This is a genomic window from Nonomuraea glycinis (genome assembly GCF_014646515.1).
Taxonomy (GTDB): Bacteria; Actinomycetota; Actinomycetes; order Streptosporangiales; family Streptosporangiaceae; genus Nonomuraea; species Nonomuraea glycinis.
In genome coordinates this window covers 147,685-168,543 of record NZ_BMNK01000010.1, presented here as the reverse complement: position 1 = coordinate 168,543, position 20,859 = coordinate 147,685, and the positions used below count along the sequence as shown (strand labels likewise).

Sequence of the window (20,859 nt, the reverse complement as noted above, 5' to 3'; positions counted from 1 at the left end):
ACACCGGCACCCTCGTTAGGTGCAGCGCCGGTCTTCGATCGAAGCGCCCGGTCTTGGTTACCGGAAGCCACTACCGAGGACCGGCCCGCAGGCGTCGCGGGTCGCATGGTGCTGAGCGGACGCGGGGGCTCTAAGTGTCTCGGATATTCAGTTGTACGTCAGGCGCGCGGCGCGGAGCCGTTCGACTCGCCGGACCATATGAGAAGGGAGCGGCGTGTCACGCCGCTCCCTCTCATGCTATCGGCGCAGGCCGAGGCGCTCGATGAGCGCACGGTAACGCGCGATGTCGACCTTCTGAAGGTACTTCAGCAGGCGGCGCCGGCGACCGACGAGCAGAAGCAGGCCACGACGGCTGTGGTGGTCGTGCTTGTGCGTCTTCAGGTGCTCGGTGAGCTCGCTGATGCGCTTGCTGAGCAGCGCGATCTGCACCTCGGGCGACCCTGTGTCACCGTCGGCCGTCGCATATTCCTCAATGATGGACTTCTTGGCAGCGGTGTCTAGGGACACGGCTCTCCTTCATCTACGGGCACGCGCGAATGGAAACCTGATGCGAACGACCGTGCGTGCCTACAGTCGCCGCGGCGAAGGCCTTCAGGGCAGCGCGGAGCGCCGCCGTCACAGAGCCGACATACAAGGTTACCACCGTGGGCCGGGTGCCCGGGCTGCTCGCCGTCAGACGTAGTGCTCGGCGTAGTCCTGGGAAGGCGCGATGGGCGTGATGACGTCGATGAGCACGCCGTTGGGATCGGCCACGATGAAGTGCCGCTGGCCGAAGTCCTCGCTGCGCAACGGCAGCTCGGGCGCCAGGCCCGCGCGCACGACCAGCCGCTCCCACTCGGCGTCGGCGTCGGCCACCTCGAAGTTGAGCAGCAGCCCGGCGACCTGCCTGCGGGAGGCCTCGGGCAGCGTCGGGTGGGTGTGGTCGAGCAGCGCCAGCTCGTAGGAGCCACGGCGCAGGCTCACGTACCAGTCCGCCTCGAACGTCACCTCGAAGCCGAACAGCTTGACGTAGAAGTCCCGGGACTCGGCCACCTGGTCGGTGCAGATCACTGGATAGAAGCCGGTGAGTTCCATGATTCCTTCCTTCGCATACCAACGGTATGTGGCGGTAGGCTAGTTCGCGTACCATCGGTATGTCAAAGGGGGCGCGGTGCCGAGGACCAGAGCCGAGCAGCGGGAGCAGACCAGGCGCACGCTGGTCGCCGTGAGCAGGCGGCTCTTCGCGAGCAAGGGGTACGGCGCGGTCGGCCTGGCCGAGATCGTGCGCGAGTCCGGCGTCACCAAGGGCGCCCTCTACCACCACTTCGAAGGCAAGGCGGAGCTGTTCCGCGCGGTGCTGGTGGAGGTGCAGCAGGAGGTGGCGGCCCGGGTGGCGGCCGCCGCCGAGGCCGCGGGCGACCCCTGGTCGCAGCTCAAGGCCGGCTGCGCGGCCTTCGTGACCGCGGGCGCCGACCCCGAGGTGCAGCGCGTCATGCTGATCGACGGCCCGGCCGTGCTGGGCTGGAACGAATGGCGGGCGATCGACGAGGCCACCTCCGCCCGGCACCTGGCCGAGGCGCTGGCCGGGCTCATCGAGGACGGCGTCATCGCCGCCCAGCCGGTGGCCCCACTCACCCACCTGCTGTCGGGCGCGATGAACGAGGCCGTGCTGTGGCTGGCCCAATCGCCGGGACCACACGACCTGGCCGACACCCTGGCGGCGCTGTCACGACTGCTGGAGTCCCTGCGCAGACCGTAAGAAGCTGCAGCGCGCGGGAAGGCTCTCAGGAGGTCAGGCGGCGGGCTTCGGCCACGTCGGCGTGGATCTGGGTGATGAGCCCCTCGATCGAGTCGAACTTGGTGTTGCCCCGAAGCCTCGCCGCGAACTCGACCGCCACGTGCACGCCGTACAGCTCCAGGTCGTCGCGGTCCAGCGCGTACGCCTCGACCGTGCGCGGCACCCCCTCGAACGTGGGGTTGGTGCCGACCGAGATGGCGGCCGGCCACCGCTCGCCCTCGTAGAGGGCGGGCAGGTTGGCCACCGGCACGCACTCCAGCCAGCCCGCGTAGACGCCGTCCGCCGGGATGGCCGTCTGCGGCGGCGTCTCCACGTTGGCCGTGGGGAAGCCGAGCTGACGCCCGCGCTGATAACCGCGGACCACCACGCCCTCCACCCGGTGCGGCCGCCCCAGGTCGGCGGCGGCCCCGCGGACGTCGCCCGACACCAGCCGCTCGCGGATCTCGGTAGAGGAGAGCGCGTCGAGCAGCATGACGGTCTCGACCGTGAAGTCGTACTTCTCCCCCAGCGCCCGCAGCGTCTCGGTGTCGCCCTCGGCGCGGTGGCCGAAGGTGAAGTCCTCCCCCACCACGACGCAAGCGGCGCGCAGCCCGTCGGCGAGCACCCGCTGGGCGAACTCGGCCGGGCTGAGCCGCGACATCTCCAGCGTGAACTCCAGCACCCGGACCTCGTCCACGCCCAGCTGCTTCAGCAGATCGGCCCTGCGCCGCGGCCTCGTCAGGCGTGCCGGGCGGTGGCCGGGCCGCACGAGCTCGTCCGGATGCGGCTCGAACGTGAGCGCCACGGCACGCAGCCCTCGCTCGCGCGCGACGGCGACGGCCCGCTCGACCACCCTCCGGTGGCCGAGGTGCACGCCGTCGAACACACCGATCGTGACGACAGATCTCTCCGAATCCCGCACGCCCGGCCCCATTCGCTTGTGGCGGATCACTCCCTCCACAAGCCTGCCATGCTCGTCCCCGTTCGCTGAAACCGAGGGCGGTACCATCGTTGCCACCATGCCTCGTTACGCTCTTTTGATCCTGCCCGCCTTCAACCGCGTCTACGGCCAGAGCTCCGCCCGGCTCACCCACGCCGAGCTGGCCGTCTTCAGCGACAGAGCGCTGACGGCCACGGTGTCGGACATCGAGGAGAGCCGGATCGGCGGCCTGCCGTACGTGACATTCGCGACAGCGCGGCCGCTCGGCGAGCCGGACGTGGCGCTGCTGTCCAACCTCTCGTCGGTCTACGCCCTGTTCGAGCTCGCGGGCGAGCTCCTCCGACCGCTCACGATGAGCCCCCTCGACCGGCTGAGCAGCGATCTGCTCACGATCCAGAAGTACGCCGGCAAGACCAACGAGCACTTCACCAAACTGCTGCTCAACGTCACCGCGCTGGCCTCGGACTTCCCTCTCGACGGCCGATTGTCGGTGTTCGACCCGATGTGCGGGCGCGGCACGACCCTCAACCAGGCCCTGATGTACGGCTACGACGCCTACGGGCTCGACGTCGACGGCAAGGACTTCGACGCCTACTCGGGCTTCCTCAGGACCTGGCTGAAGAACAAGCGGCTCAAGCACACCGCCGAGATCGTGCCGGTGCGGCGGGAGCGGGCGCTGATCGGGCGGCGGCTCTCGGTCACCTTCGCGCTGTCGAAGGAGGCGTACAAAGCGGGCGAGACGCAGCAGGTGTCGGTCGTCAACGCCGACACCGTGCGCAGCCGCGACTTCTTCAAGCCGCGCTCCTTCCACGTGATCGCCACCGACGCCCCGTACGGCGTGCAGCACGGCAGCAAGGGCGGCGGCGGACTGGCCCGCAGCCCGCTGGAGCTCATCGCCCAGGCCGCGCCGACCTGGGCCGAGCTGCTACGCCCCGGCGGCGCGCTCGGCATCTCCTGGAACACCTATGGCGGCGGCCGCGACGAGCTGGCCGGCATCCTCACCGCGGCGGGCCTCGACGTGGTCCCCTACCCGGACTTCGAGCACTGGGTCGACCAGGCGATCGTCCGCGACCTCATGGTGGCCAGGAAACCCGCCTAGGAGACGAAGACGGCCAGCGGCTTGGCCAGCCGGCCCTGCTCCTCCACGAGCGCGAGCAGCTCGCCGTCGGGCCCGAACATGCCGATCGGCCCCTTGCCGAGGCCCGCCGCGGGCAGCCGGCCGCCGTGCCTGACGACGCGGGCCTCCTCGTCGCTGATGTCCCGGCGCGGGAACGCCGCCGCGACCGCCTCGCCGATCGGCAGCACCGCGCACCGCTCGGCGAGCTGGTCGATGGTGCTGGCCTTGGACAGGTCGTACGGTCCGACGCGGGTACGGCGCAGCGCCGTCAGGTGCCCGCCAACGCCGAGACCGGCGCCCAGGTCACGGGCGAGCGCCCGGATGTAGGTGCCGGACGAGCAGCGGACGGTGGCGTCCACGTCCACGACCTCGCCCTGGTGCCGGATGTCGGTGATCTCGAAGGTGTGGATGGTCACCGGACGGGCGGCCAGCTCCACGTTCTCGCCGGCGCGGGCCAGCTTGTAGGCGCGCTGCCCGTCCACCTTGATCGCGCTGACCTGCGGTGGGATCTGCATGATCTCGCCGGTGAGCGCGGCCACGCCGTCGCGCACCCGCTCGGCGGTGACGTCCGCGGCCGAGGCCTGCGCGGTGACCTGCCCCTCGGCGTCGTCGGTGTTGGTGGTCACGCCCAGCCGCATCGTGGCGTCGTACGCCTTCTCCGTCAGCGCCAGGTGACCGAGGAGCCTGGTCGCCTTCTCCACGCCCACCACGAGCACGCCCGTCGCCATCGGGTCGAGCGTGCCGGCGTGCCCGACGCGGCGGGTGCCCGCGAAGCGGCGCAGCTTGGCCACCACGTCGTGGGACGTCCACTCGGCGGGCTTGTCCACGATGATCAAGCCGCTCTCGGCCATCAAGCCTCTCTCAGCAGTTCCTGGAACTTCGCCATGGTCTCCTCGACACCTTCGTGCGAGGTGAACCCGGCCGCGCTGTGGTGACCGCCGCCGCCCAGCGCGGCGCAGATCGCCGCCACGTCGACGTGGCCCTTGGACCTGGTCGACACCTGCCACGCGCCCTGGTCGTCCTCCTTGAGGACCGCGGCCACCCGGGCCTCGTCGGTGCGCCGCACGATGTCGATGATGCCTTCGAGCTCGCAGTACGGCAGGCCGTACGCGGCCCGGTCGACGCGGGTGACGTACGTCCACACCAGGCCGTCGTCCAGCCGCACCCGCTCCAGCGCCGCCCCCAGCACCTTGAGGTAGCCGAACGGGGAACGGTCCCACAGCTCCCGGGCGATCTCCTCGGTACGCAGGCCGGTCGCGACCAGGCGGGCCGCCATCTGGTGCACGGCGGGCGTGGTGGAGGAGTACTTGAACGACCCGGTGTCGGTCACCAGGCCCGCGTACAGGCAGGTGGCGATGTCGCGGTCGAGCGCGCCGCCGAGCCGGTAGATCAGCTGCTCGGCCAGCATGGCGGTGGCCGCCGAGCTCGGGTCGATGAGGCCGAGCGTGCCGAAACCGTCGTTGGACGGGTGGTGGTCGACCACGATGAGCTCGCGCGCCCGCCTGACGCTGTCGGCGAGCACGCCCAGCCGGCCGATCGACGGCGAGTCGAACGTGATCATCAGGTCGGGCGCCGCGGGATAGTCCGCCGGCGGCACCAGCATGTCCTGGCCGGGCAGGAAGCCGAGCAGGCGCGGCACGGTGAAGTCACGGTCGCCGAAGGAGGCGGTGACGCGCTTGCCCATCGACCGCAGCGTGAAGCCGACGGCCAGCATCGAGCCGAGCGCGTCCCCGTCGGGTGACACATGACAGGCCAGTGCCACCTCGTCGGCCTGCGAGATCAGCTGGAGCGCCCGGCTCCACGCCGCCTCGGGCACGGGCGAGCCGGTCGGCTGCGCCGCGCCCGGGGTCACGCGGGACGGGCGGTCTAGCCTGTCGCGAACGTCGGGCGTCACGGCGCCGGGTGTCCCGCCTGCTCGTCGTCTTCCTCGTCGGGCTTCTTGTACGGGTCGGGCTCGCCGGCGTATTCGGCGCCCGCGGCCCGCCGCGCCACTTCGGCGTCCCGCGCCTTGGCGGCGCTGATCAGGTCGTCGAGCTGGCGGGCGCTGTCGGGCAGCGGGTCATGCTTGAACGCCAGCGTCGGGGTGAAACGCACGCCGGTCTGGCGGCCCACCTCGGACCGGATGACACCCTTGGCGCTCTCGAGCGCGGCCGCGCTGTCGGCGCGCTCGGCGTCGGAGCCGAACACCGTGTAGAAGACCGTGGCCTCGCGCAGATCAGGCGTGATCCGCGTGTCGGTCACGGTGACGAAGCCCAGACGCGGGTCCTTGATCCGGCGCTCCAGCATCTCGGCGACGATCTGCTGGATGCGATCGGCAAGCTTGCGCGCTCGTGGTGCATCCACCATGTTCGCTTCCCCCCTCAGGCACGACAGGCCGTCGTGCGGTCGTTCAGTCTTCGTCGTTGTAGATCCGATGCCTGGCCGACAGCAGCTCGATCTCGGGGCGGAAGGCCACCAGCCGTTCGCAGGCGTCCATCACCTCGTTGCAGTTGTCCGCTGAGGCGGAGACGACCGCGATGCTGACCTCGGTTCTGCGGTGCAGGTCGAGGTGGCCGGTCTCGGCCACGGCGACAGCCGGAAAGCGCCGTAGCAACTCGGCGACCAGCGGACGCACGACGGATCGCTTCTGCTTCAGCGAATGCACATCGCCGAGCAGGATGTCCAGAGTAAGGGCACCCACATACATGGTTGGCAACCACCGCTTGCATGGGAATCGGAAGCACGCCGGTCCTGGTGCGGTGGCGACCAGGTCAGAGCGTGCGGAGGGCGCCCGGCGGATGATCCGCCGGACGCCCGGCCACGGGTCAGGCCCGCGGCTTCTCCCGCATCTCGAACGTCTCGATGACGTCGTCGATCCTGATGTCGTTGTAGCCGACACCGATACCGCACTCGAAGCCGTCACGCACCTCGGTCGCGTCCTCCTTGAACCGGCGCAGCGACGAGACGGTCAGGTTGTCCGCGATGACGACGCCGTCGCGGATGATCCTGGCCTTGCTGTTGCGGACGATCAGACCGGAGCGGACCAGCGAACCGGCGACGTTGCCGATCTTCGGCACCTTGAAGACCTCGCGGACCTCCGCCGTGCCCATCTGGACCTCTTCGAACTCGGGCTTGAGCATGCCCTTGAGCGCCGCTTCGATTTCCTCGATCGCCTGGTAGATGACCGAGTAGTAGCGGATGTCGACGCCTTCGCGCTCGGCCAGGTCGCGCGCCCGAGGCTCGGGGCGGACGTTGAAGCCGATGATGACCGCGTTGTCGTCGGCGACGGCCAGGTTGACGTCGTACTCGGTGATCGCACCGACGGCGCGGTGCAGGACACGGAGCCTGACCTCGTCGCCGACGTCGATCTTGAGCAGTGCGTCTTCCAGCGCCTCCACCGAACCGGAGACGTCGCCCTTGATGATGAGCTTGAGCTCGTCGACGCGCCCCTTCTCGAGGTTGCTGAACAGCTCCTCGAGGGTGAGACGACGGCTCGACTTCGCCATGTCGGCGCTGCGCTTGCGCGCCGCGCGCTGCTGGGCGATCTGGCGAGCCATCCGGTCGTCGGTGACAACGATGAAGTTGTCGCCGGCGCCCGGCACGGCCGTCAGACCCATCACCAGGACCGGACGGGACGGCGTGGCCTCTTCGACCGCGTCGCCGTTGTCGTCGAGCATCGCCCGGACGCGGCCGAAGGCCTCGCCACAGACGATGGAGTCGCCGACGCGGAGCGTGCCGCGCTGGACCAGGACGGTGGCGACAGGGCCGCGGCCCTTGTCGAGGTGTGCCTCGATCGCCAGGCCCTGCGCGTCCATCGTCGGGTTGGCCCGCAGGTCGAGCTCGGCATCGGCGGTCAGGATGATCGCCTCGAGGAGGCTGTCGATGCCGGTGCCGTTCTTGGCCGAGATGTCGACGAACATCGTCGAGCCACCGAACTCCTCGGCCACCAGGCCGTACTCGGTGAGCTGGGCCCTGACCTTGTTGGGGTCGGCGCCCTCCTTGTCGACCTTGTTGACCGCGACCACGATCGGCACGTCGGCCGCCTGGGCGTGGTTGAGCGCCTCGATCGTCTGCGGCTTGACGCCGTCGTCGGCCGCGACCACCAGCACCGCGATGTCGGTCGCCTTGGCACCACGGGCACGCATGGCGGTGAACGCCTCGTGACCCGGGGTGTCGATGAAGGTGACCTTGCGCTCCTGGCCCTCGTGCTCGGCCGCGACCTGGTAGGCACCGATGTGCTGGGTGATGCCACCGGCCTCGCGCGCCGCCACGTTGGTCTTGCGGATGGCGTCGAGCAGCTTGGTCTTACCGTGGTCGACGTGACCCATGACGGTCACGACCGGCGGACGCGCGGCCAGGTCGGCCTCGTCGCCCTCGTCCTCGCCGAACTCGATGTCGAAGGCCTCGAGAAGCTCGCGGTCCTCCTCCTCCGGGCTGACGACCTGGATGTTGTAGTCCAGCTCGGCGCCGAGCAGCTGCAGCGTCTCTTCGTTGACCGACTGGGTGGCGGTCACCATCTCGCCGAGGTGCAGCATGATCTGCACCAGTGCGGCCGGGTTGGCGCCGATCCTGTCGGCGAAGTCCGCCAGCGAGGCTCCGCGCGGCAGGCGGATCGTCGCGCCGTTACCGCGCGAGACCTGCACACCGCCGATCGCCGGGGCCGACATGTTGTCGAACTCCTGGCGCCTCTGACGCTTGGACTTGCGGCCACGCGTGGGACGGCCACCGGGACGCCCGAAGGCACCCGCCGTGCCGCCGCCGCGACCGCGGCCACCGCCGCCGGGACGACCGGCGAAACCACCCGGAGCACCGGGGCGCTGGCCCGTGCCGGCGCCACCACCGGGGCGACCGGCGAAACCGCCGCCACCGCCACCGGGACGACCGCCACCGCCGCCGCCACCGGGACGGCCTCCGCCGCCACCGCCACCGGGACGACCGCCACCGCCGCCACCGCCGGGACGGCCTCCGCCGCCACCACCGGGGCCGGCAGGACGGCCCTGCGGCATCATCATCGGGTTGGGACGCGGACCACCGGGGCGGGGACCGCCCGCACCAGGGCCGGGACGCGGACCCGCGGCACCGGGCGGACCCGGACGCGGACCGGGAGCACCCGGCCGCGCGTCGCCGCCGGCGCGACTCTGCGGCGGACGCGGTCCCGCGCCCTCACGGGGCGGGCCGTCACGACGCTCGCGCGGCGGACCGGCCGGGCCGCCTTCACGGTTGCCTCCGGGACGCGGCGGCCGGGACTGGCCCATGCCGCTGGCGTTGGAGGAGAACGGGTTGTTGCCCGGACGCGGGCCGCGCGGACCCGGCTTGGGGCCGGCACCCGGACGGGACGCGCCACCACCGGCAGGAGCGCCGGGACGACCGGCCTGGCCGGGACCGCCCGCGGCGGGCCCACCACTCTGACGGGGCGCCGCCGGACCCGGCTTGGGGCCGGGACGGGCCGCCGGACCGGGACGCGGACCGGACGCGGCCGGACGCGTGCCGCTGTCGAAGCGGGCCTGCGGAGCCGCGGGCGTCTCGCCACGGGCAGCCTCAGGCTGCACCTGCGGCTTGGGCTCCGGCGCGACGGCCTGAGGCTCAGGCTGCGGCGCGGGCGCCGGCGGACGCGGCGCGGGACCCGGACGCGGACCGGGCTTGGGACCCGGACCCGGACGCGGAACGGATGAGGTCGGCGTCTCGTGGACGCCGTTGCCGGCCTGGCTGTCCGCCGGCCGAGGAGCAGCCCTTGGCGGCTGCGGCTTGTGAGACGACGAACCGCCGCCTCTGGAGGGCCCACCCTTGGATGCGCCCAGAGCTTCGGTGAGCCTGCGGACGACCGGCGCCTCGATGGTCGAGGACGCCGAACGGACGAACTCCCCCATCTCCTGGAGCTTGGCCATGACGACCTTGCTCTCTACGCCGAACTCCTTAGCGAGCTCGTATACCCGGACCTTCGCCACTGCACTCCCTTACTCGGCCCGGGAGGCTGGCTGTGCCGTCCGGACCGTCGTTACGTTGACGTCTTCATCGCCGCGTGCTCATCAGGCGCTCATAGCAATCTGACTCCGCCCCATCAACTCGGCGTCCTACATGACATTTCGTGGTTCTCCTTCTAGGTGGGCTCGCACTCGCGAGGCGTCAAGCGGTCCCGGCACACGAAACGCGCGCAGGAACGCTCGGCGACGCTCGGCGAGCTCTAGACAGCTCACGGTCGGATGCAGCGATGCACCCCGGCCAGGAAGCTGTCCTCGCAGGTCAGGGACCACTTGGTCCTCGACCCGCACCAACCGGAGCAGCTCGGACTTAGCCGTGCGGACCCTGCAGCCCACACAGGTGCGCTGTGGGGCCGCGTGGCAACCATATTCCAGCTTACCGTGTCGACGCATCTACGGAACCGGCGGCGTCCTCGGCCTGAGTATCCGGACGGATGTCGATGCGCCAGCCCGTCAGCCGGGCGGCAAGCCGGGCATTCTGCCCTTCCTTGCCGATGGCCAGAGAGAGCTGGTAGTCGGGCACGATCACTCGTGCCACCCGTCCTTCGAGATCGAGGACCTCCACGTGCGAAACACGTGCGGGCGACAGGGCATTCCCCACGAAGTCGCCCGGGTCCTCCGACCAGTCGATGATGTCGATCTTCTCGCCGTGCAGCTCGGTCATCACGTTGCGCACCCGCGAGCCCATCGGGCCGATGCAGGCGCCCTTGGCGTTGACGCCCGGCCGGCGCGACCGGACCGCGATCTTGGTGCGGTGGCCCGCCTCGCGCGCCACCGCCGCGATCTCCACGGTGCCGTCGGCGATCTCCGGCACCTCCAGCGCGAACAGCTTCTTCACCAGGCCGGGGTGCGTGCGCGAGAGCGTGACCGAGGGGCCCTTGTGGCCCTTCTTCACTTGCACCACGTAGGCGCGCAGGCGCTCGCCGTGCACGTAGTCCTCGCCGGGCACCTGCTCGTGGGCCGGCAGCACGGCCTCGATCTTGCCGAGGTCGACCAGCACCACCCGCGGGTCCTTGCCCTGCTGGATGACCCCGGAGACCAGCTCACCCTCGCGGCTGGCGAACTCCCCGAAGTTGATCTCGTCCTCGGCGTCACGCAGCTGCTGCAGGATGACCTGCTTGGCGGTGGTGGCGGCGATTCGGCTGAAGTTTCCAGGCGTGTCGTCGTACTCCCTGACGATCTCGCCGTCCTCGTCGAGCTCGGCCGCCCAGATGGTCACGTGCCCGCTGGACTTGTCGAGCTCGGCCCGTGCCTTGGTCCCGGCGCCGTCCGTGCGGAAGTAGGCGATCAGCAACGCGTCTTCGATGGCCTTGACGACCAGGTCGAAGGAGATGTCCTTCTCCCGCTCAAGGCTGCGCAGGACGCTCATGTCAATGTCCACGAGGCTTCCCCTTAGCCTTCGTCGCCGTCGACGTCGTCGAAGCGGCGGAACTCCACCTGCACCCGTCCACGGGCCAGGTCCTGAAAGTCGAGCCGTCGGCCGGCTCCTTCGACGTCGAGATCGACGCCGTCGTCGTCGGCGGTGAGGATCCTGCCCTCGATCACCGTGCCGTCCCGCAGTTCGGCCTTCACCAGCCGCTTGGCCGCCCGCCGCCAGTGGCGGGGCTCGGTCAGCGGCCGGTCGATGCCCGGCGAGGACACCTCGAGGGTGTAGGCCGCTTGGCCCATCGCGTCGTCGTCGTCATCGAGGGCCGCCGAGACGGCCTGGCTCACGTCGGCCACGTCGTCGAGACTCACACCGCCGTCGCGGTCGACGATCACGCGCAGCAACCGCCTCTTGCCGGCCTGGGTGACGGTGACGTCCTCCAGATCGAGGCCCTCCGCGCTGACCACAGGCCCAAGGAGCTTCATCAGGTGGTCGCGGGATGATGCGCTGCCCATATCGACCTCCCCTATTGTCATGTCTCAGCCGGGCGGACCTCGCCTCTGGCTCTCCGTCGCATGGCTGCTCGGCCAGCGGCGACAGTTGACACCCTATCTGTAGGAAGGCACGCAGAGAGCGACACTCGGCACCCCCGGACGGCGAGCCTCGGCTCCAGGGGGCGGCGGACGCCACCTCGGCCGACGGCTGCCGCGTGCCGCGGCACGCCTGACAGCGAGGGCGGGCCTGAGCCCGTACGATGCTATCTGCGGTCCGTGACACTGGAGGTCCCTGCTCGTGCGCCAGCCACACCTCTCCCGGCGAGCCGTGCTGGCGGGCGGAGCGATGGTGGCGCTCGCGGGATGCAGCGCGGACGTCCCGCCGCCTCCCCCGCGGGACTCCCCGGAGCAGGCGTTCGCCCGCGCGCTGATCGCGGAGAAGGCCAAGACCGTCGCCCTCTACGACACGCTGATCGCCAAGGGCGGCGCCCGGCTCGTCCCCTTCAGGGATCGGCACCAGGCGCACCTCGCGGAGCTGCGCAGGCGCTTTCCCCAGATGACCGGGCCGACCGGCTCGCCCACGGCCGCCACCACCCCCACGACGAGCGCCAAGGTGACGACGGCGCGCCTGCGCAGCCTTGAGCGCAAGTCGGCAGCGCTGCGGCCGAGCCAGCTCGCCGGGATCCCGCCGTCGCTCGCCCAGCTCGTCGCCAGCATCGGCGCCTGCGAGGCCGTGCACGCGCTGGCCCCGGTCAAGGCTCCCGGGCCGGCCCGGGGCGGCACCCGTCCCGGCGATGTGGACAAGCTGCGCAAGGCCCTGGCGGCCGAGCACGCGGCGGTCTTCGCCTACGGCCTGCTCGGCGCGCGGACCGCCGGCTCGATGCGGGTCCGGATCACCCGTGCCTACGACGCCCACCGGGACCGCAGGGACGAGCTGCGCGGGCTGATCACGGCGCTCGGCGGCAAGCCCGCCGAGCCGGCGCCCTCCTACGCGCTGCCGTCCGTGCCGTCGACCGCCACGGCCGCCGCCCGGCTCGCGGCGCACGTGGAGAGCGGCATCGTGGCCGCCTACCTGGAGCTGGTCGCCGCCACCGCCGCCGAGCTTCGTACGTACGCGGCGCTGGTGATGCAGGAGGCCGCCACCCGCTCCTACTCCTTCAGACCGGCGATCACCACGGCCTTCCCCGGCATGCCGGCACCCGCCCCACCGAAGCAGACGACCCCGACCCCAGGCGGCTGACCACCAGCCGGAACGCGCGACCCCGCCCCCACGGCTGGCCTTCAGCCCGAACGGGCGGCACCGATCGCCGGTGGCCGGCCTGTCAGCGGCGACGGCAGATCATGAACTCCGTGGTGGGGCTCTCGCGCAGGACGCGCACCAGGCGGCGCTCCACGGGGTAGAGCGCGGCCCCGGCCAGCCAGCCGGTCACCTCGGTCAGGGTCACCGCGCGCAGCAGCCCGCCCCACAGCTTGCGCCACAGCGGCTGGCCGTCGACCTGGGCGTTCATCAGCACCAGCATGGGGACGCGGCGGACCACGTCGAACCCGGCCTCGTCGAGGGCCTTGGTGATCCACGGCAGGGTGCGGTTGACCTGGTAGTCGGAGCGCTCCTCAGGCCTTTGCAGGAAGTTCTCCGACAGCACGAAGACGCCGCCGGGCTTGACCGCCTCGCCGATGGTGCGCAGGGCCGCCCGGTAGCGATCGTCGTCGGTGATGTGGAAGAGCATGTCCATCGCCGAGACGGCGTCGAACGAGCCGGGCTCCAGCGCGTCGCCGGGCTCGGCGATGTCGAGCTGGAGGAAGGAGGACTTGGGGAACCGGGCGCGCAGCCGCTCCACCGCCGCCTGGGTGAGGTCGCTGCCGGTGACGGAGCCGGCGCCGAGCTCACGCCACAGCCGGACGTAGAAGCCGGTGCCGGAGCCGACGTCGAGCACCCGCGCCGTCGGCAGGTCCAGGCCGAGGGTGGCCGCCTCACGGCGGAACCCCTCGGCGCGCACGCGATACATCCAGATATTGAACGCCCGGCCGAGCGCCTTGTATCCGACACCACTCTCGGTCCAGTCGGACTCCAGGCGTCGTTCCCAGAAGTCTTTCAATTCGACATGTGGCTTCATCGCACCGAGGTTTACAGCCCCTCAGCGCGCCGTCAAACCAGCCGTTGCCTGATGCCCGGTATGGAGGTGAATCGGAGGTACGGCCCTCGCCCGCGCAGCGGTCAGGAGCCCGAGCAGGCGGCGACGACCCGGTCGACGGCCTCGGCCAGCGGAATCTCGCCCTTGTCCCCCGACACCCGGTCGCGCAGCTCCACCACGCCCTGGTTGAGCCCACGGCCCACGACCAGGACGGTGGGCAGGCCGAGCAGCTCGGCGTCCTTGAACTTGACGCCCGGCGAGACCTGACGCCGGTCGTCCACCAGGACGCGCAGCCCACGGGACTCCAGCTCGGCGGCCAGCTCCAGGGCGACCTCCACCTGGCGGTCCTTGCCGGTGCCCACGATGTGGACGTCGGCGGGGGCGATCTCGCGCGGCCACACCAGGCCCAGCTCGTCGTGGCTCTGCTCGGCGATGACCGCCACGGCGCGGGAGACGCCGACGCCGTAGGAGCCCATCGTGATGCGGATCGGCTTGCCGTCGGGGCCCAGCGCGTCGAGTCCGGCGACGTCGGCGTACTTGCGGCCGAGCTGGAAGATGTGGCCGATCTCGATGCCGCGGTCGATGGACAGCTCCGCGCCGCAGCGGGGGCAGGAGTCACCGGCGCGCACCTCGGCGGCCTCGATCGTGCCGTCGGGCTCGAAGTCACGGCCGGCGACGACGTGCGCGGCGTGCTTGCCGGGCTGGTTGGCGCCCGTCACCCAGGCGGTGCCGGTGGCCACGCGGGGGTCGACGAGGTAGCGGATGCCGAGGTCGCGCAGCACCTGCGGGCCGATGTAGCCGCGCACGAGGCCGGGGTGCTTGGCGAAGTCCTCGGCTTCGAAGATGGCGGGCTCGCCGGGGGCCAGCGCGGCCTCCAGGCGCTTGAAGTCGACCTCGCGGTCGCCGGGAACGCCGATGACCAGGGTCTCGACCTTCTTGGAGCCAGGGGTGGCGACCTTGACGACGACGTTCTTCAGCGTGTCGGCGGCGGTCACGGACAGGCCGTGGTGCTCGTTGACGTAGGAGACCAGCGAGTCGATCGTCGGGGTGCCGGGGGTGTCGAGGACCCGCTGCTCCGGCAGGCCGTCGAGGGCGCGGGCGGCGGGGGCGGGCGTGGTGACGGCCTCGGCGTTGGCGGCGTAACCGCAGGAGCGGCAGGCCACGAACGTGTCCTCGCCGGTGGGCGTGGGGGCCAGGAACTCCTCCGAGGCGGAGCCGCCCATCGCGCCCGACGTGGCAAAAACGATCTTGTAGGTGATGCCCAGCCGGTCGAACGTCTTGATGTAGGTGTCGCGGTGCGCCTCGTAGGAGCGCTTGAGGCCGTCGTCGTCGAGGTCGAAGGAGTAGGAGTCCTTCATCAGGAACTCGCGCCCGCGCAGGATGCCCGCCCGGGGCCGCGCCTCGTCGCGGTATTTAGTCTGGATCTGGTAGAGCGTGACCGGATAGTCCTTGTAGGAGGAGTATTCGCCCTTGACCATGTCGGTGAAGAGCTCCTCGTGCGTGGGGCCGAGAAGGTAGTCGGCGCCCTTGCGGTCACGCAGCCGGAACAGCGTGTCGCCGTATTCGGTCCAGCGGCCGGTGGCCTCGTAGTATTCGCGGGGCAGCAGGGCCGGGAAGAGCACCTCCTGGCCGCCCATCCGGTTCATCTCCTCGCGGACGACGCGGGTGACGTTCTCCAGCACCAGCTTGCCGAGGGGCAGCCACGAGTAGATGCCGGGCGCGACGCGGCGGACATAGCCGGCGCGAACGAGGAGCTTGTGGCTCGGCACTTCCGCGTCTGCCGGGTCGTCCCGCAGGGTGCGAAGAAACAACGACGACATGCGCAGCAACACGGCTACTCCTTGCTCGGGCCTGATGTGAAGGCTTACAGGCTATCGACTCGGAGCCACCCTCGGCGCGCGCTTAACCGGCGACGGCGCTCCAGCCGCCGATCGCGGCGGCGAACAGCCCGGTCAGCACCGCGGTGCACGCCAGCGCCCTGATCCGGGCCCCGGCGCTCCCGCGCAGGGCGATCACCACCGCGACGGCCACCGCGCCGATCAGCAGAGCGGGCAGCGGCCAGAAGGCGCGCTCGTCGCCGATGAAGCCGGGAGTCGCCCGGTCCACGACGTCGGCGAGCAGGGCCGCGCCGATGACGCCGGCCGCGTAGTCGCCCCACCGGTCGCTCCTGCGGGTGACGTAGGCCAGCAGGCCGATGCCGACCAGCAGCGCGAGCGTCCAGTTGAGCCCGGCGGCGCTGCCGCCGATCACGTCGAAGCGGGACTCGCCGCCGATGACGCCGCTCACGGCCGCGGCCAGGGTGGCCACCGTGGCCAGGAAGGTGGTCAGCAGCGCCCAGCCGAAACCGGACGCGCTGGCCCCGACGGCCAGCGTCAGCGCCAGATAGGCGTACGGATCGTAGACGTGGCCGACCCAGCCGGGGCCCAGGCCCGCGGCGAGCACGCCGAGGAGACCGACGACCAGTCCGCCCAGGAACGCGGCCAGCATATGGCGTTCGATGCCTCGCTGCCGCCGATCGAACTCGGCGAGATCCGCGTACTGCATTGCGCTTTTACTCATGTCCATCCCCAGGCCATCCCTGCCTAAAGACGACCGCTATCAGGGTATTTAGCCGTACAAAAAAGGCAAATTTCGGGGCAACCTTGTGCAGGGTCAGCCGCCGAGGAGTTCTTCCCAGGGGTGGCGGGCGGTGGTGCGGCGGGTGGTGTCGAGGGCCTCGGCCAGGCGCCAGAAGTGCGGGCGGGCCCGCGTTCCGGCTCTGCCCATGGGGTCGACGGCGCGGAGCTCGAAGCGGACGCCCAGCACCTCCAGCACGGCGGAGGCGTCGTCGGCGGTCACGACACGGCCGATGGCGTGCGGGTGCCCGGCGAGCAGCGCCGCCACCTCGGAGGCGAAGGGGCCGTCGCGCCACTCGAGGTGCCAGCTCTCGTCGGGGCCCGGCCACCAGGTCAGGTCGCGGCACGACTCGATGAACTCCGCCTTGGTGGCGAGCGCCGCCATGACCCTGCCGAACGCCTCGTAGCGGCGAGCACCGGCGAACGTGGGGTCGTTCGGGTCCGTCCCGTCCTTCGTCCGCCGTAGCGCGTGCTTTCGCCTCACGAGGATCACTTTGATCGCGACGGCACCCTTCCCGCAAGTGGTGGCTGCTGGTACGCTCAACCAAGCGAGCGCTTGGTTCACAGACTTCGGCGGAGGCGCGATGACGGCCCTACGGATCAGCCTGGGCTACGAACTGGAGGTACGCGGACGCACCCGCGAGGTCGAGCAGCGGGCGTTCCAGAACGTGATCGACCAGGTCGTGCTGGGCGATCGGCTGGGCTTCGACACCGCCTGGTTCGTCGAGCACCACTTCACCCGGGGGTTCTCCCACTCCTCCGCGCCGGACCTGGTGCTGGCCGCCATCTCCCAGCGCACCGAGCAGATCCACCTGGGGCTCGGCGTGGTGCTGCTGCCGTTCCAGTCGCCCATCCGCACCGCCGAGCGGGTCGCCACGCTGGACGTGCTCAGCGGCGGGCGGGTGGAGTTCGGGACCGGGCGGGGCGCCTCCCCGCTGGAGTACCAGGCATTCCAGCGGCCCTTCGAGAAGTCGCGGCAGATCTGGGAGGACTGCCTGGAGGCGACGCTGGCCATCTGGCAGGCCGACGGGGAGCCGGTCAGCCGCTCGAACGAGTTCTTCGAGATCCCGGACGTGGCGGTCTATCCCCGTCCCGTGCAGCGGCCGCATCCCCCGGTCTGGGTGGCCTCCACCTCCCTGGAGGGCTACCTGGCCGCCGCCAGGCACGGCTACAACCTGCTCGGCATGACCATGCTCAAGGGCGTCGACGAGGTGACCGAGGACATCGCCCGCTACCGGGAGGCGCTGGCCGAGCACGGCTTCGACCCCGGCACCCGGCGGGTGGCGCTGATGATCCCCTGGTTCGTCGCCCCCACCCGCGACCAGGCCAACGCCACGGCCGCCGACGCGGTCCTGTGGTACATCCGCCGCCAGGTCAACCTCGTCACCCCGCCGGACTACTACGACGCCCGGCACGCGACCCACCGGGTGCTCGGCCAGCTCGCGGCCGGGATGCCGCCCGAGGAGTCGATGGCCGTGCTGCGCGAGCACCTGATGGTCGTGGTGGACGACGTGGCGGGCTCGCGCAAGGCGCTGGCCCGCCTCGCCGAGGCCGGCGTCACCGACCTGATCCTCCAGGCGCAGGTGGGCGGGCTGGCGCACGATCAGGTGTGCGCGTCGATGACCCTGTTCATGGACGAGGTGATGCGTTGATGACGGCTCGCTGGCTGACGCGTGGCGAGCTCGGCGCGGCGGGCGGCGCCGCCACCGGGCTCCTGCTCGTCGCACCGGATCTGTCCAGCGTCTTCCCGCTCGGCCCCGCCGACCGTACGGCCTGCGTACGGATGACCGGCGAGGTGCTTCAGGCCACCGGGGTCGGCGCGGCCGATCGGGTGGTCGTGGCGCTGGCCGAGCCGGCGGCCACACTCTGGACGTCGGCGGCGGCGGACGTGGCGGCGGCCGCCGCGTCGGTCGGACCCCGGGGCCGGATGCGGCTGCACCACGCGCTGACCACGCTCAGGGCCACCACGCTCGTCGCCACCCCCACCGGGGTCATGGACTTCCTGGCCAGGCTGCATCTGGAGTTCCTGCTCGACCCGCTCGACCTGGGGCTGCGGCACATCGTGCTGACCGGCGAGATCGCCTCCAGGCACACGATCCGGCAGCTGGCCGGCGAGTTCGGGGCGGCGGTGTCGGAGGCGTACTCCAGTCCGTTCAGCGGCGGCGCGCTGGCCTGGCGGACGGCCGAGGAGGACCCGCTGACGCCCGTGGCGGACGGCGTGCTGGGGCTGGCCTCGCTGGACAAGGACGTGCCGTACGCGGACGGCGGCCTGGCCGAGATGGTGATCATGCCCCTGGGGCACTCGACGCTGGGCGACACCGTGCTGCGGACCGGGCACGTGGCCCGTGCGGAGAACGGCGGGCTGCCCGCACCGGAGCACACGGTGGGTGAGCACGTGCTGGTGCGAGGGGTGTGGGTCGCGCTGCCCCGGCTGGAGAAGGCGCTGTCCAAGATCGACGGGGTGTCCGGGTGGGAGCTGACGGTCAGCCGGGCGGGCACGCTCGACTCGGCGGTGCTCACCGTGACGTTCGGCCGCCAGAGCCTGGTCGCGAACCCCATGTGGAAGGCCCGGATCCGGGAGGCGCTGCGAGCGCTGACCCCCGTCACGATCGGCGTGGAGATCGCCCCCGAGGCGGCTGAGGCGGCCCGGCCGGGCCTGGTGAACGATCTGCGCGGCCAGCACCTCGGCCGCGACCGGGCGCTGCTGACCTGAGACCCGGTGGGACCCGATCGGAGGCGTGACGGTGGAATCCACGGGATCAACGGGATCGGCGGGGGCCGAGCGAACGATGCCCGGCTGGGGGACGCTCCCCCGGATGCTGCGTGACCAGGCCGCTCGCCACCCCTTCAGCACGGTGATCGTCGACGGGGACACCCGGATGACGATGGCGGAGCTGCGCGCGGCGGCCGCGGTCACCGCGCGCGGGCTCATCGCGCTCGGGGTGCGGCCGGGGGACCGAGTGGCGCTGTGGGGGGTGAACGATCCCTCCTGGGCGGTGCACGCCTTCGCCGTCTGGGACGCGGGCGCGGTGCTCGTGCCGCTCTCGCCGCGGTACAAGGGGATCGAGGCCGCCGCGCTGATCGAGAAGACCGGGGCGCGGACCTTGATCACCGGCGACGGGCCCGACGGCACCCCACTGGCCCGCCTGCTGCCACCGCTCCCCGGCCTGCGGCACCTGGTCGTACCCGATCGGGAGCAGCGGGAGGTCGCGGAAGCGCGGGCCGAGGGGCGGGCTCTGCTGGGCGTCGCGGAGTTGCGGGCGCGGGGGGTCGAGGTCGAGGAGCGGGTCGCCGAGGAGCGGGCGCTGGGCGTACGGCCTGATGATCTGTGCGAGATCATGTCCACCTCCGGCACCACCGGCACGCCCAAGGGGGTGATGCTGGATCACGCGCAGGTGCTGCGGGGCTACTGGGACTGGTCGGAGATCGTCACGCTGGACGAGCATGACCGCTATCCGGCGATCGCGCCGTTCAGCCATGGGTTCGGGCTGAACGCCGGGCTGGTCGCCTGCGTGCTGCGGCGGGCGGCGATGATGCCGATCCGGGTGTTCACGCCCGACGCGCTGATGTCGCTGATCTCCGCCGGCCGGGCGAGCGTCCTGGCCGGGCCGCCCACGCTCTTCTACCGGCTGCTCGACGAGCTGGACCGGGGCGAGTGGGACGTGTCGTCGCTGCGGGTGGCCATCTGCGGCGCCGCCGCCGTGCCTCCCGCGCTGATCACCCGGCTGGTGGAACGGGTCGGGCTGGAGCGCATGATCAACGCGTACGGCCTGATGGAGGGCACGGTCGTCTCCATGACCAGGGCGGGTGACCCGGTCGAGGTGATCGCGTCCACCACCGGCAGGCCGGTGCCCGGCATCGAGGTGCGGATCGTGGACGACTGCGGCCTGGAGGTGGCCGCCGGGAAGCGCGGCGAGATCCTGCAGCGGGGGTACGGGGTGATGCGCGGTTACTGGGACGATCCGGAGCGCAGCGCCGAGGCCGTGGCATTCTTGATAAATCCGGAAATTTGGCGATTGTTGACCGGAAGAAGGAGCTCTATATCGTCAACGGGTTCAATGTCTCCCCTGCCGAGGTAGAGGCACTTCTGTTACTGGAAGGCTCGCTGGCCCAGGCCGCCGTGGTCGGTGTGCCCGATCCGGTCTCCGGCGAGGCGGGCGTCGCCTACGTGGTGCCCAGGCCCGGGACCAGGGCCGATCCGGAGGCGCTGCGCGCCTGGGCACGGGCCAACATGTCCGGGTACAAGGTGCCCAGGCGGATGATCGTGGTGGACGCGCTCCCGACGAACGTCAACGGCAAGATCGACAAGCTCGCGCTGCGCGAACGGCTCGCCCACGAGGGCTGAGCCTTCTTGAGTGCCCGCCGGGTCTGAGGGAGTATCGGTACAGATCCCGTGAGCGAATATGTCGGGAAAATGATGCTCGGGCGGCAGTCAACGAAGATAGGTTCATCCCGACGCGCGATCGGGGATGTATCGATCAC

22 protein-coding genes are annotated in these 20,859 nt (G+C 71.1%); 7 read left to right on the top strand and 15 right to left on the bottom strand.

Translation table 11 applies throughout. The features are described from left to right. Window positions 1-237: 237 nt before the first annotated feature. Window positions 238-507 (bottom strand): 30S ribosomal protein S15, encoded by a 270-nt coding sequence (rpsO, locus tag IEY87_RS27050; RefSeq protein WP_189141590.1) that lies wholly within the window; start codon window positions 505-507, stop codon window positions 238-240. A 165-nt stretch (window positions 508-672) separates the two neighbouring features. After that, complete coding sequence (locus IEY87_RS27045; RefSeq protein WP_189141589.1) at window positions 673-1,074, bottom strand: VOC family protein; 402 nt, start codon at window positions 1,072-1,074, stop codon at window positions 673-675. A gap of 76 nt (window positions 1,075-1,150) precedes the next feature. On the opposite strand from IEY87_RS27045, the gene IEY87_RS27040 reads away from it, so the two are divergent. Continuing rightward, window positions 1,151-1,738, top strand: a complete 588-nt coding sequence (locus tag IEY87_RS27040) for a TetR/AcrR family transcriptional regulator (protein ID WP_189141588.1) — start codon at window positions 1,151-1,153, stop codon at window positions 1,736-1,738. Between the two features lie 25 nt (window positions 1,739-1,763). Here the strand turns inward: IEY87_RS27040 and IEY87_RS27035 are convergent, their stop codons facing one another. Next, window positions 1,764-2,690: a bifunctional riboflavin kinase/FAD synthetase gene (locus tag IEY87_RS27035; RefSeq protein WP_189141734.1), complete on the bottom strand. Its 927-nt coding sequence runs from the start codon at window positions 2,688-2,690 to the stop codon at window positions 1,764-1,766. Window positions 2,691-2,775: 85 nt separating this feature from the next. On the opposite strand from IEY87_RS27035, the gene IEY87_RS27030 reads away from it, so the two are divergent. Then, window positions 2,776-3,795 (top strand): TRM11 family SAM-dependent methyltransferase, encoded by a 1,020-nt coding sequence (locus IEY87_RS27030; RefSeq protein ID WP_189141587.1) that lies wholly within the window; start codon window positions 2,776-2,778, stop codon window positions 3,793-3,795. Here IEY87_RS27030 and truB read toward each other — a convergent pair. From truB to rimP, 8 genes are all read right to left on the bottom strand, one after another. Continuing rightward, complete coding sequence (truB, locus tag IEY87_RS27025; protein ID WP_189141586.1) at window positions 3,792-4,664, bottom strand: tRNA pseudouridine(55) synthase TruB; 873 nt, start codon at window positions 4,662-4,664, stop codon at window positions 3,792-3,794. The two genes, IEY87_RS27030 and truB, sit on opposite strands and share 4 nt — an antisense overlap. Beyond that, the gene (locus IEY87_RS27020) at window positions 4,664-5,707 is read right to left on the bottom strand and encodes a DHH family phosphoesterase (protein WP_189141585.1); all 1,044 of its coding nucleotides are present in this window, start codon (window positions 5,705-5,707) and stop codon (window positions 4,664-4,666) included. Before IEY87_RS27020 ends, truB begins: the two co-directional genes overlap by 1 nt. Then, window positions 5,704-6,159 (bottom strand): 30S ribosome-binding factor RbfA, encoded by a 456-nt coding sequence (rbfA, locus tag IEY87_RS27015; protein WP_189141584.1) that lies wholly within the window; start codon window positions 6,157-6,159, stop codon window positions 5,704-5,706. Before rbfA ends, IEY87_RS27020 begins: the two co-directional genes overlap by 4 nt. A gap of 43 nt (window positions 6,160-6,202) precedes the next feature. Continuing rightward, window positions 6,203-6,499: a DUF503 domain-containing protein gene (locus IEY87_RS27010; protein ID WP_189141583.1), complete on the bottom strand. Its 297-nt coding sequence runs from the start codon at window positions 6,497-6,499 to the stop codon at window positions 6,203-6,205. Between the two features lie 118 nt (window positions 6,500-6,617). Beyond that, window positions 6,618-9,737: a translation initiation factor IF-2 gene (gene infB / locus IEY87_RS27005; protein WP_189141582.1), complete on the bottom strand. Its 3,120-nt coding sequence runs from the start codon at window positions 9,735-9,737 to the stop codon at window positions 6,618-6,620. Between the two features lie 126 nt (window positions 9,738-9,863). After that, window positions 9,864-10,163 (bottom strand): YlxR family protein, encoded by a 300-nt coding sequence (locus IEY87_RS27000; protein WP_189141581.1) that lies wholly within the window; start codon window positions 10,161-10,163, stop codon window positions 9,864-9,866. Next, window positions 10,147-11,151 carry a transcription termination factor NusA gene (nusA, locus tag IEY87_RS26995; RefSeq protein ID WP_189141580.1) on the bottom strand — a complete coding sequence of 335 codons (1,005 nt, stop codon included), beginning with the start codon at window positions 11,149-11,151 and terminating at the stop codon, window positions 10,147-10,149. Before nusA ends, IEY87_RS27000 begins: the two co-directional genes overlap by 17 nt. A gap of 11 nt (window positions 11,152-11,162) precedes the next feature. Then, on the bottom strand, window positions 11,163-11,651 hold the full coding sequence (rimP, locus tag IEY87_RS26990; RefSeq protein ID WP_189141579.1) for a ribosome maturation factor RimP: 489 nt from the start codon (window positions 11,649-11,651) through the stop codon (window positions 11,163-11,165). Between the two features lie 277 nt (window positions 11,652-11,928). Here rimP and IEY87_RS26985 point away from each other — a divergent pair, with 277 nt between their 5' ends. Beyond that, window positions 11,929-12,870 carry a ferritin-like domain-containing protein gene (locus IEY87_RS26985; protein WP_225278064.1) on the top strand — a complete coding sequence of 314 codons (942 nt, stop codon included), beginning with the start codon at window positions 11,929-11,931 and terminating at the stop codon, window positions 12,868-12,870. An 82-nt stretch (window positions 12,871-12,952) separates the two neighbouring features. Here IEY87_RS26985 and IEY87_RS26980 read toward each other — a convergent pair whose 3' ends face one another. The 4 genes from IEY87_RS26980 to IEY87_RS26965 all read right to left on the bottom strand — a co-directional run bounded on the left by IEY87_RS26980 (window position 12,953) and on the right by IEY87_RS26965 (window position 16,861). Then, a complete protein-coding gene (locus IEY87_RS26980) occupies window positions 12,953-13,744 on the bottom strand; it encodes a class I SAM-dependent methyltransferase (protein ID WP_189141578.1) in 792 nt (263 codons plus the stop codon). 101 nt (window positions 13,745-13,845) lie between these two features. Then, window positions 13,846-15,594 (bottom strand): proline--tRNA ligase, encoded by a 1,749-nt coding sequence (locus tag IEY87_RS26975; protein ID WP_189141577.1) that lies wholly within the window; start codon window positions 15,592-15,594, stop codon window positions 13,846-13,848. 70 nt (window positions 15,595-15,664) lie between these two features. Further along, on the bottom strand, window positions 15,665-16,321 hold the full coding sequence (locus tag IEY87_RS26970) for a hypothetical protein (RefSeq protein WP_189141576.1): 657 nt from the start codon (window positions 16,319-16,321) through the stop codon (window positions 15,665-15,667). 93 nt (window positions 16,322-16,414) lie between these two features. After that, window positions 16,415-16,861 carry a hypothetical protein gene (locus tag IEY87_RS26965; RefSeq protein ID WP_225278065.1) on the bottom strand — a complete coding sequence of 149 codons (447 nt, stop codon included), beginning with the start codon at window positions 16,859-16,861 and terminating at the stop codon, window positions 16,415-16,417. A gap of 100 nt (window positions 16,862-16,961) precedes the next feature. On the opposite strand from IEY87_RS26965, the gene IEY87_RS26960 reads away from it, so the two are divergent. From IEY87_RS26960 to IEY87_RS47020, 4 genes are all read left to right on the top strand, one after another. Beyond that, window positions 16,962-18,029 carry an LLM class flavin-dependent oxidoreductase gene (locus tag IEY87_RS26960; protein ID WP_189141575.1) on the top strand — a complete coding sequence of 356 codons (1,068 nt, stop codon included), beginning with the start codon at window positions 16,962-16,964 and terminating at the stop codon, window positions 18,027-18,029. After that, window positions 18,029-19,090: a phenylacetate--CoA ligase family protein gene (locus tag IEY87_RS26955; protein WP_189141574.1), complete on the top strand. Its 1,062-nt coding sequence runs from the start codon at window positions 18,029-18,031 to the stop codon at window positions 19,088-19,090. The genes IEY87_RS26960 and IEY87_RS26955 overlap by 1 nt, the downstream gene beginning before the upstream one ends. A 103-nt stretch (window positions 19,091-19,193) precedes the next feature. Beyond that, a complete protein-coding gene (locus IEY87_RS26950; protein ID WP_308426458.1) occupies window positions 19,194-20,456 on the top strand; it encodes an AMP-binding protein in 1,263 nt (420 codons plus the stop codon). Further along, window positions 20,387-20,722, top strand: coding sequence for an AMP-binding enzyme (locus IEY87_RS47020; protein WP_308426457.1), 336 nt, complete (start codon window positions 20,387-20,389; stop codon window positions 20,720-20,722). Before IEY87_RS26950 ends, IEY87_RS47020 begins: the two co-directional genes overlap by 70 nt. Window positions 20,723-20,859 lie beyond the last annotated feature (137 nt).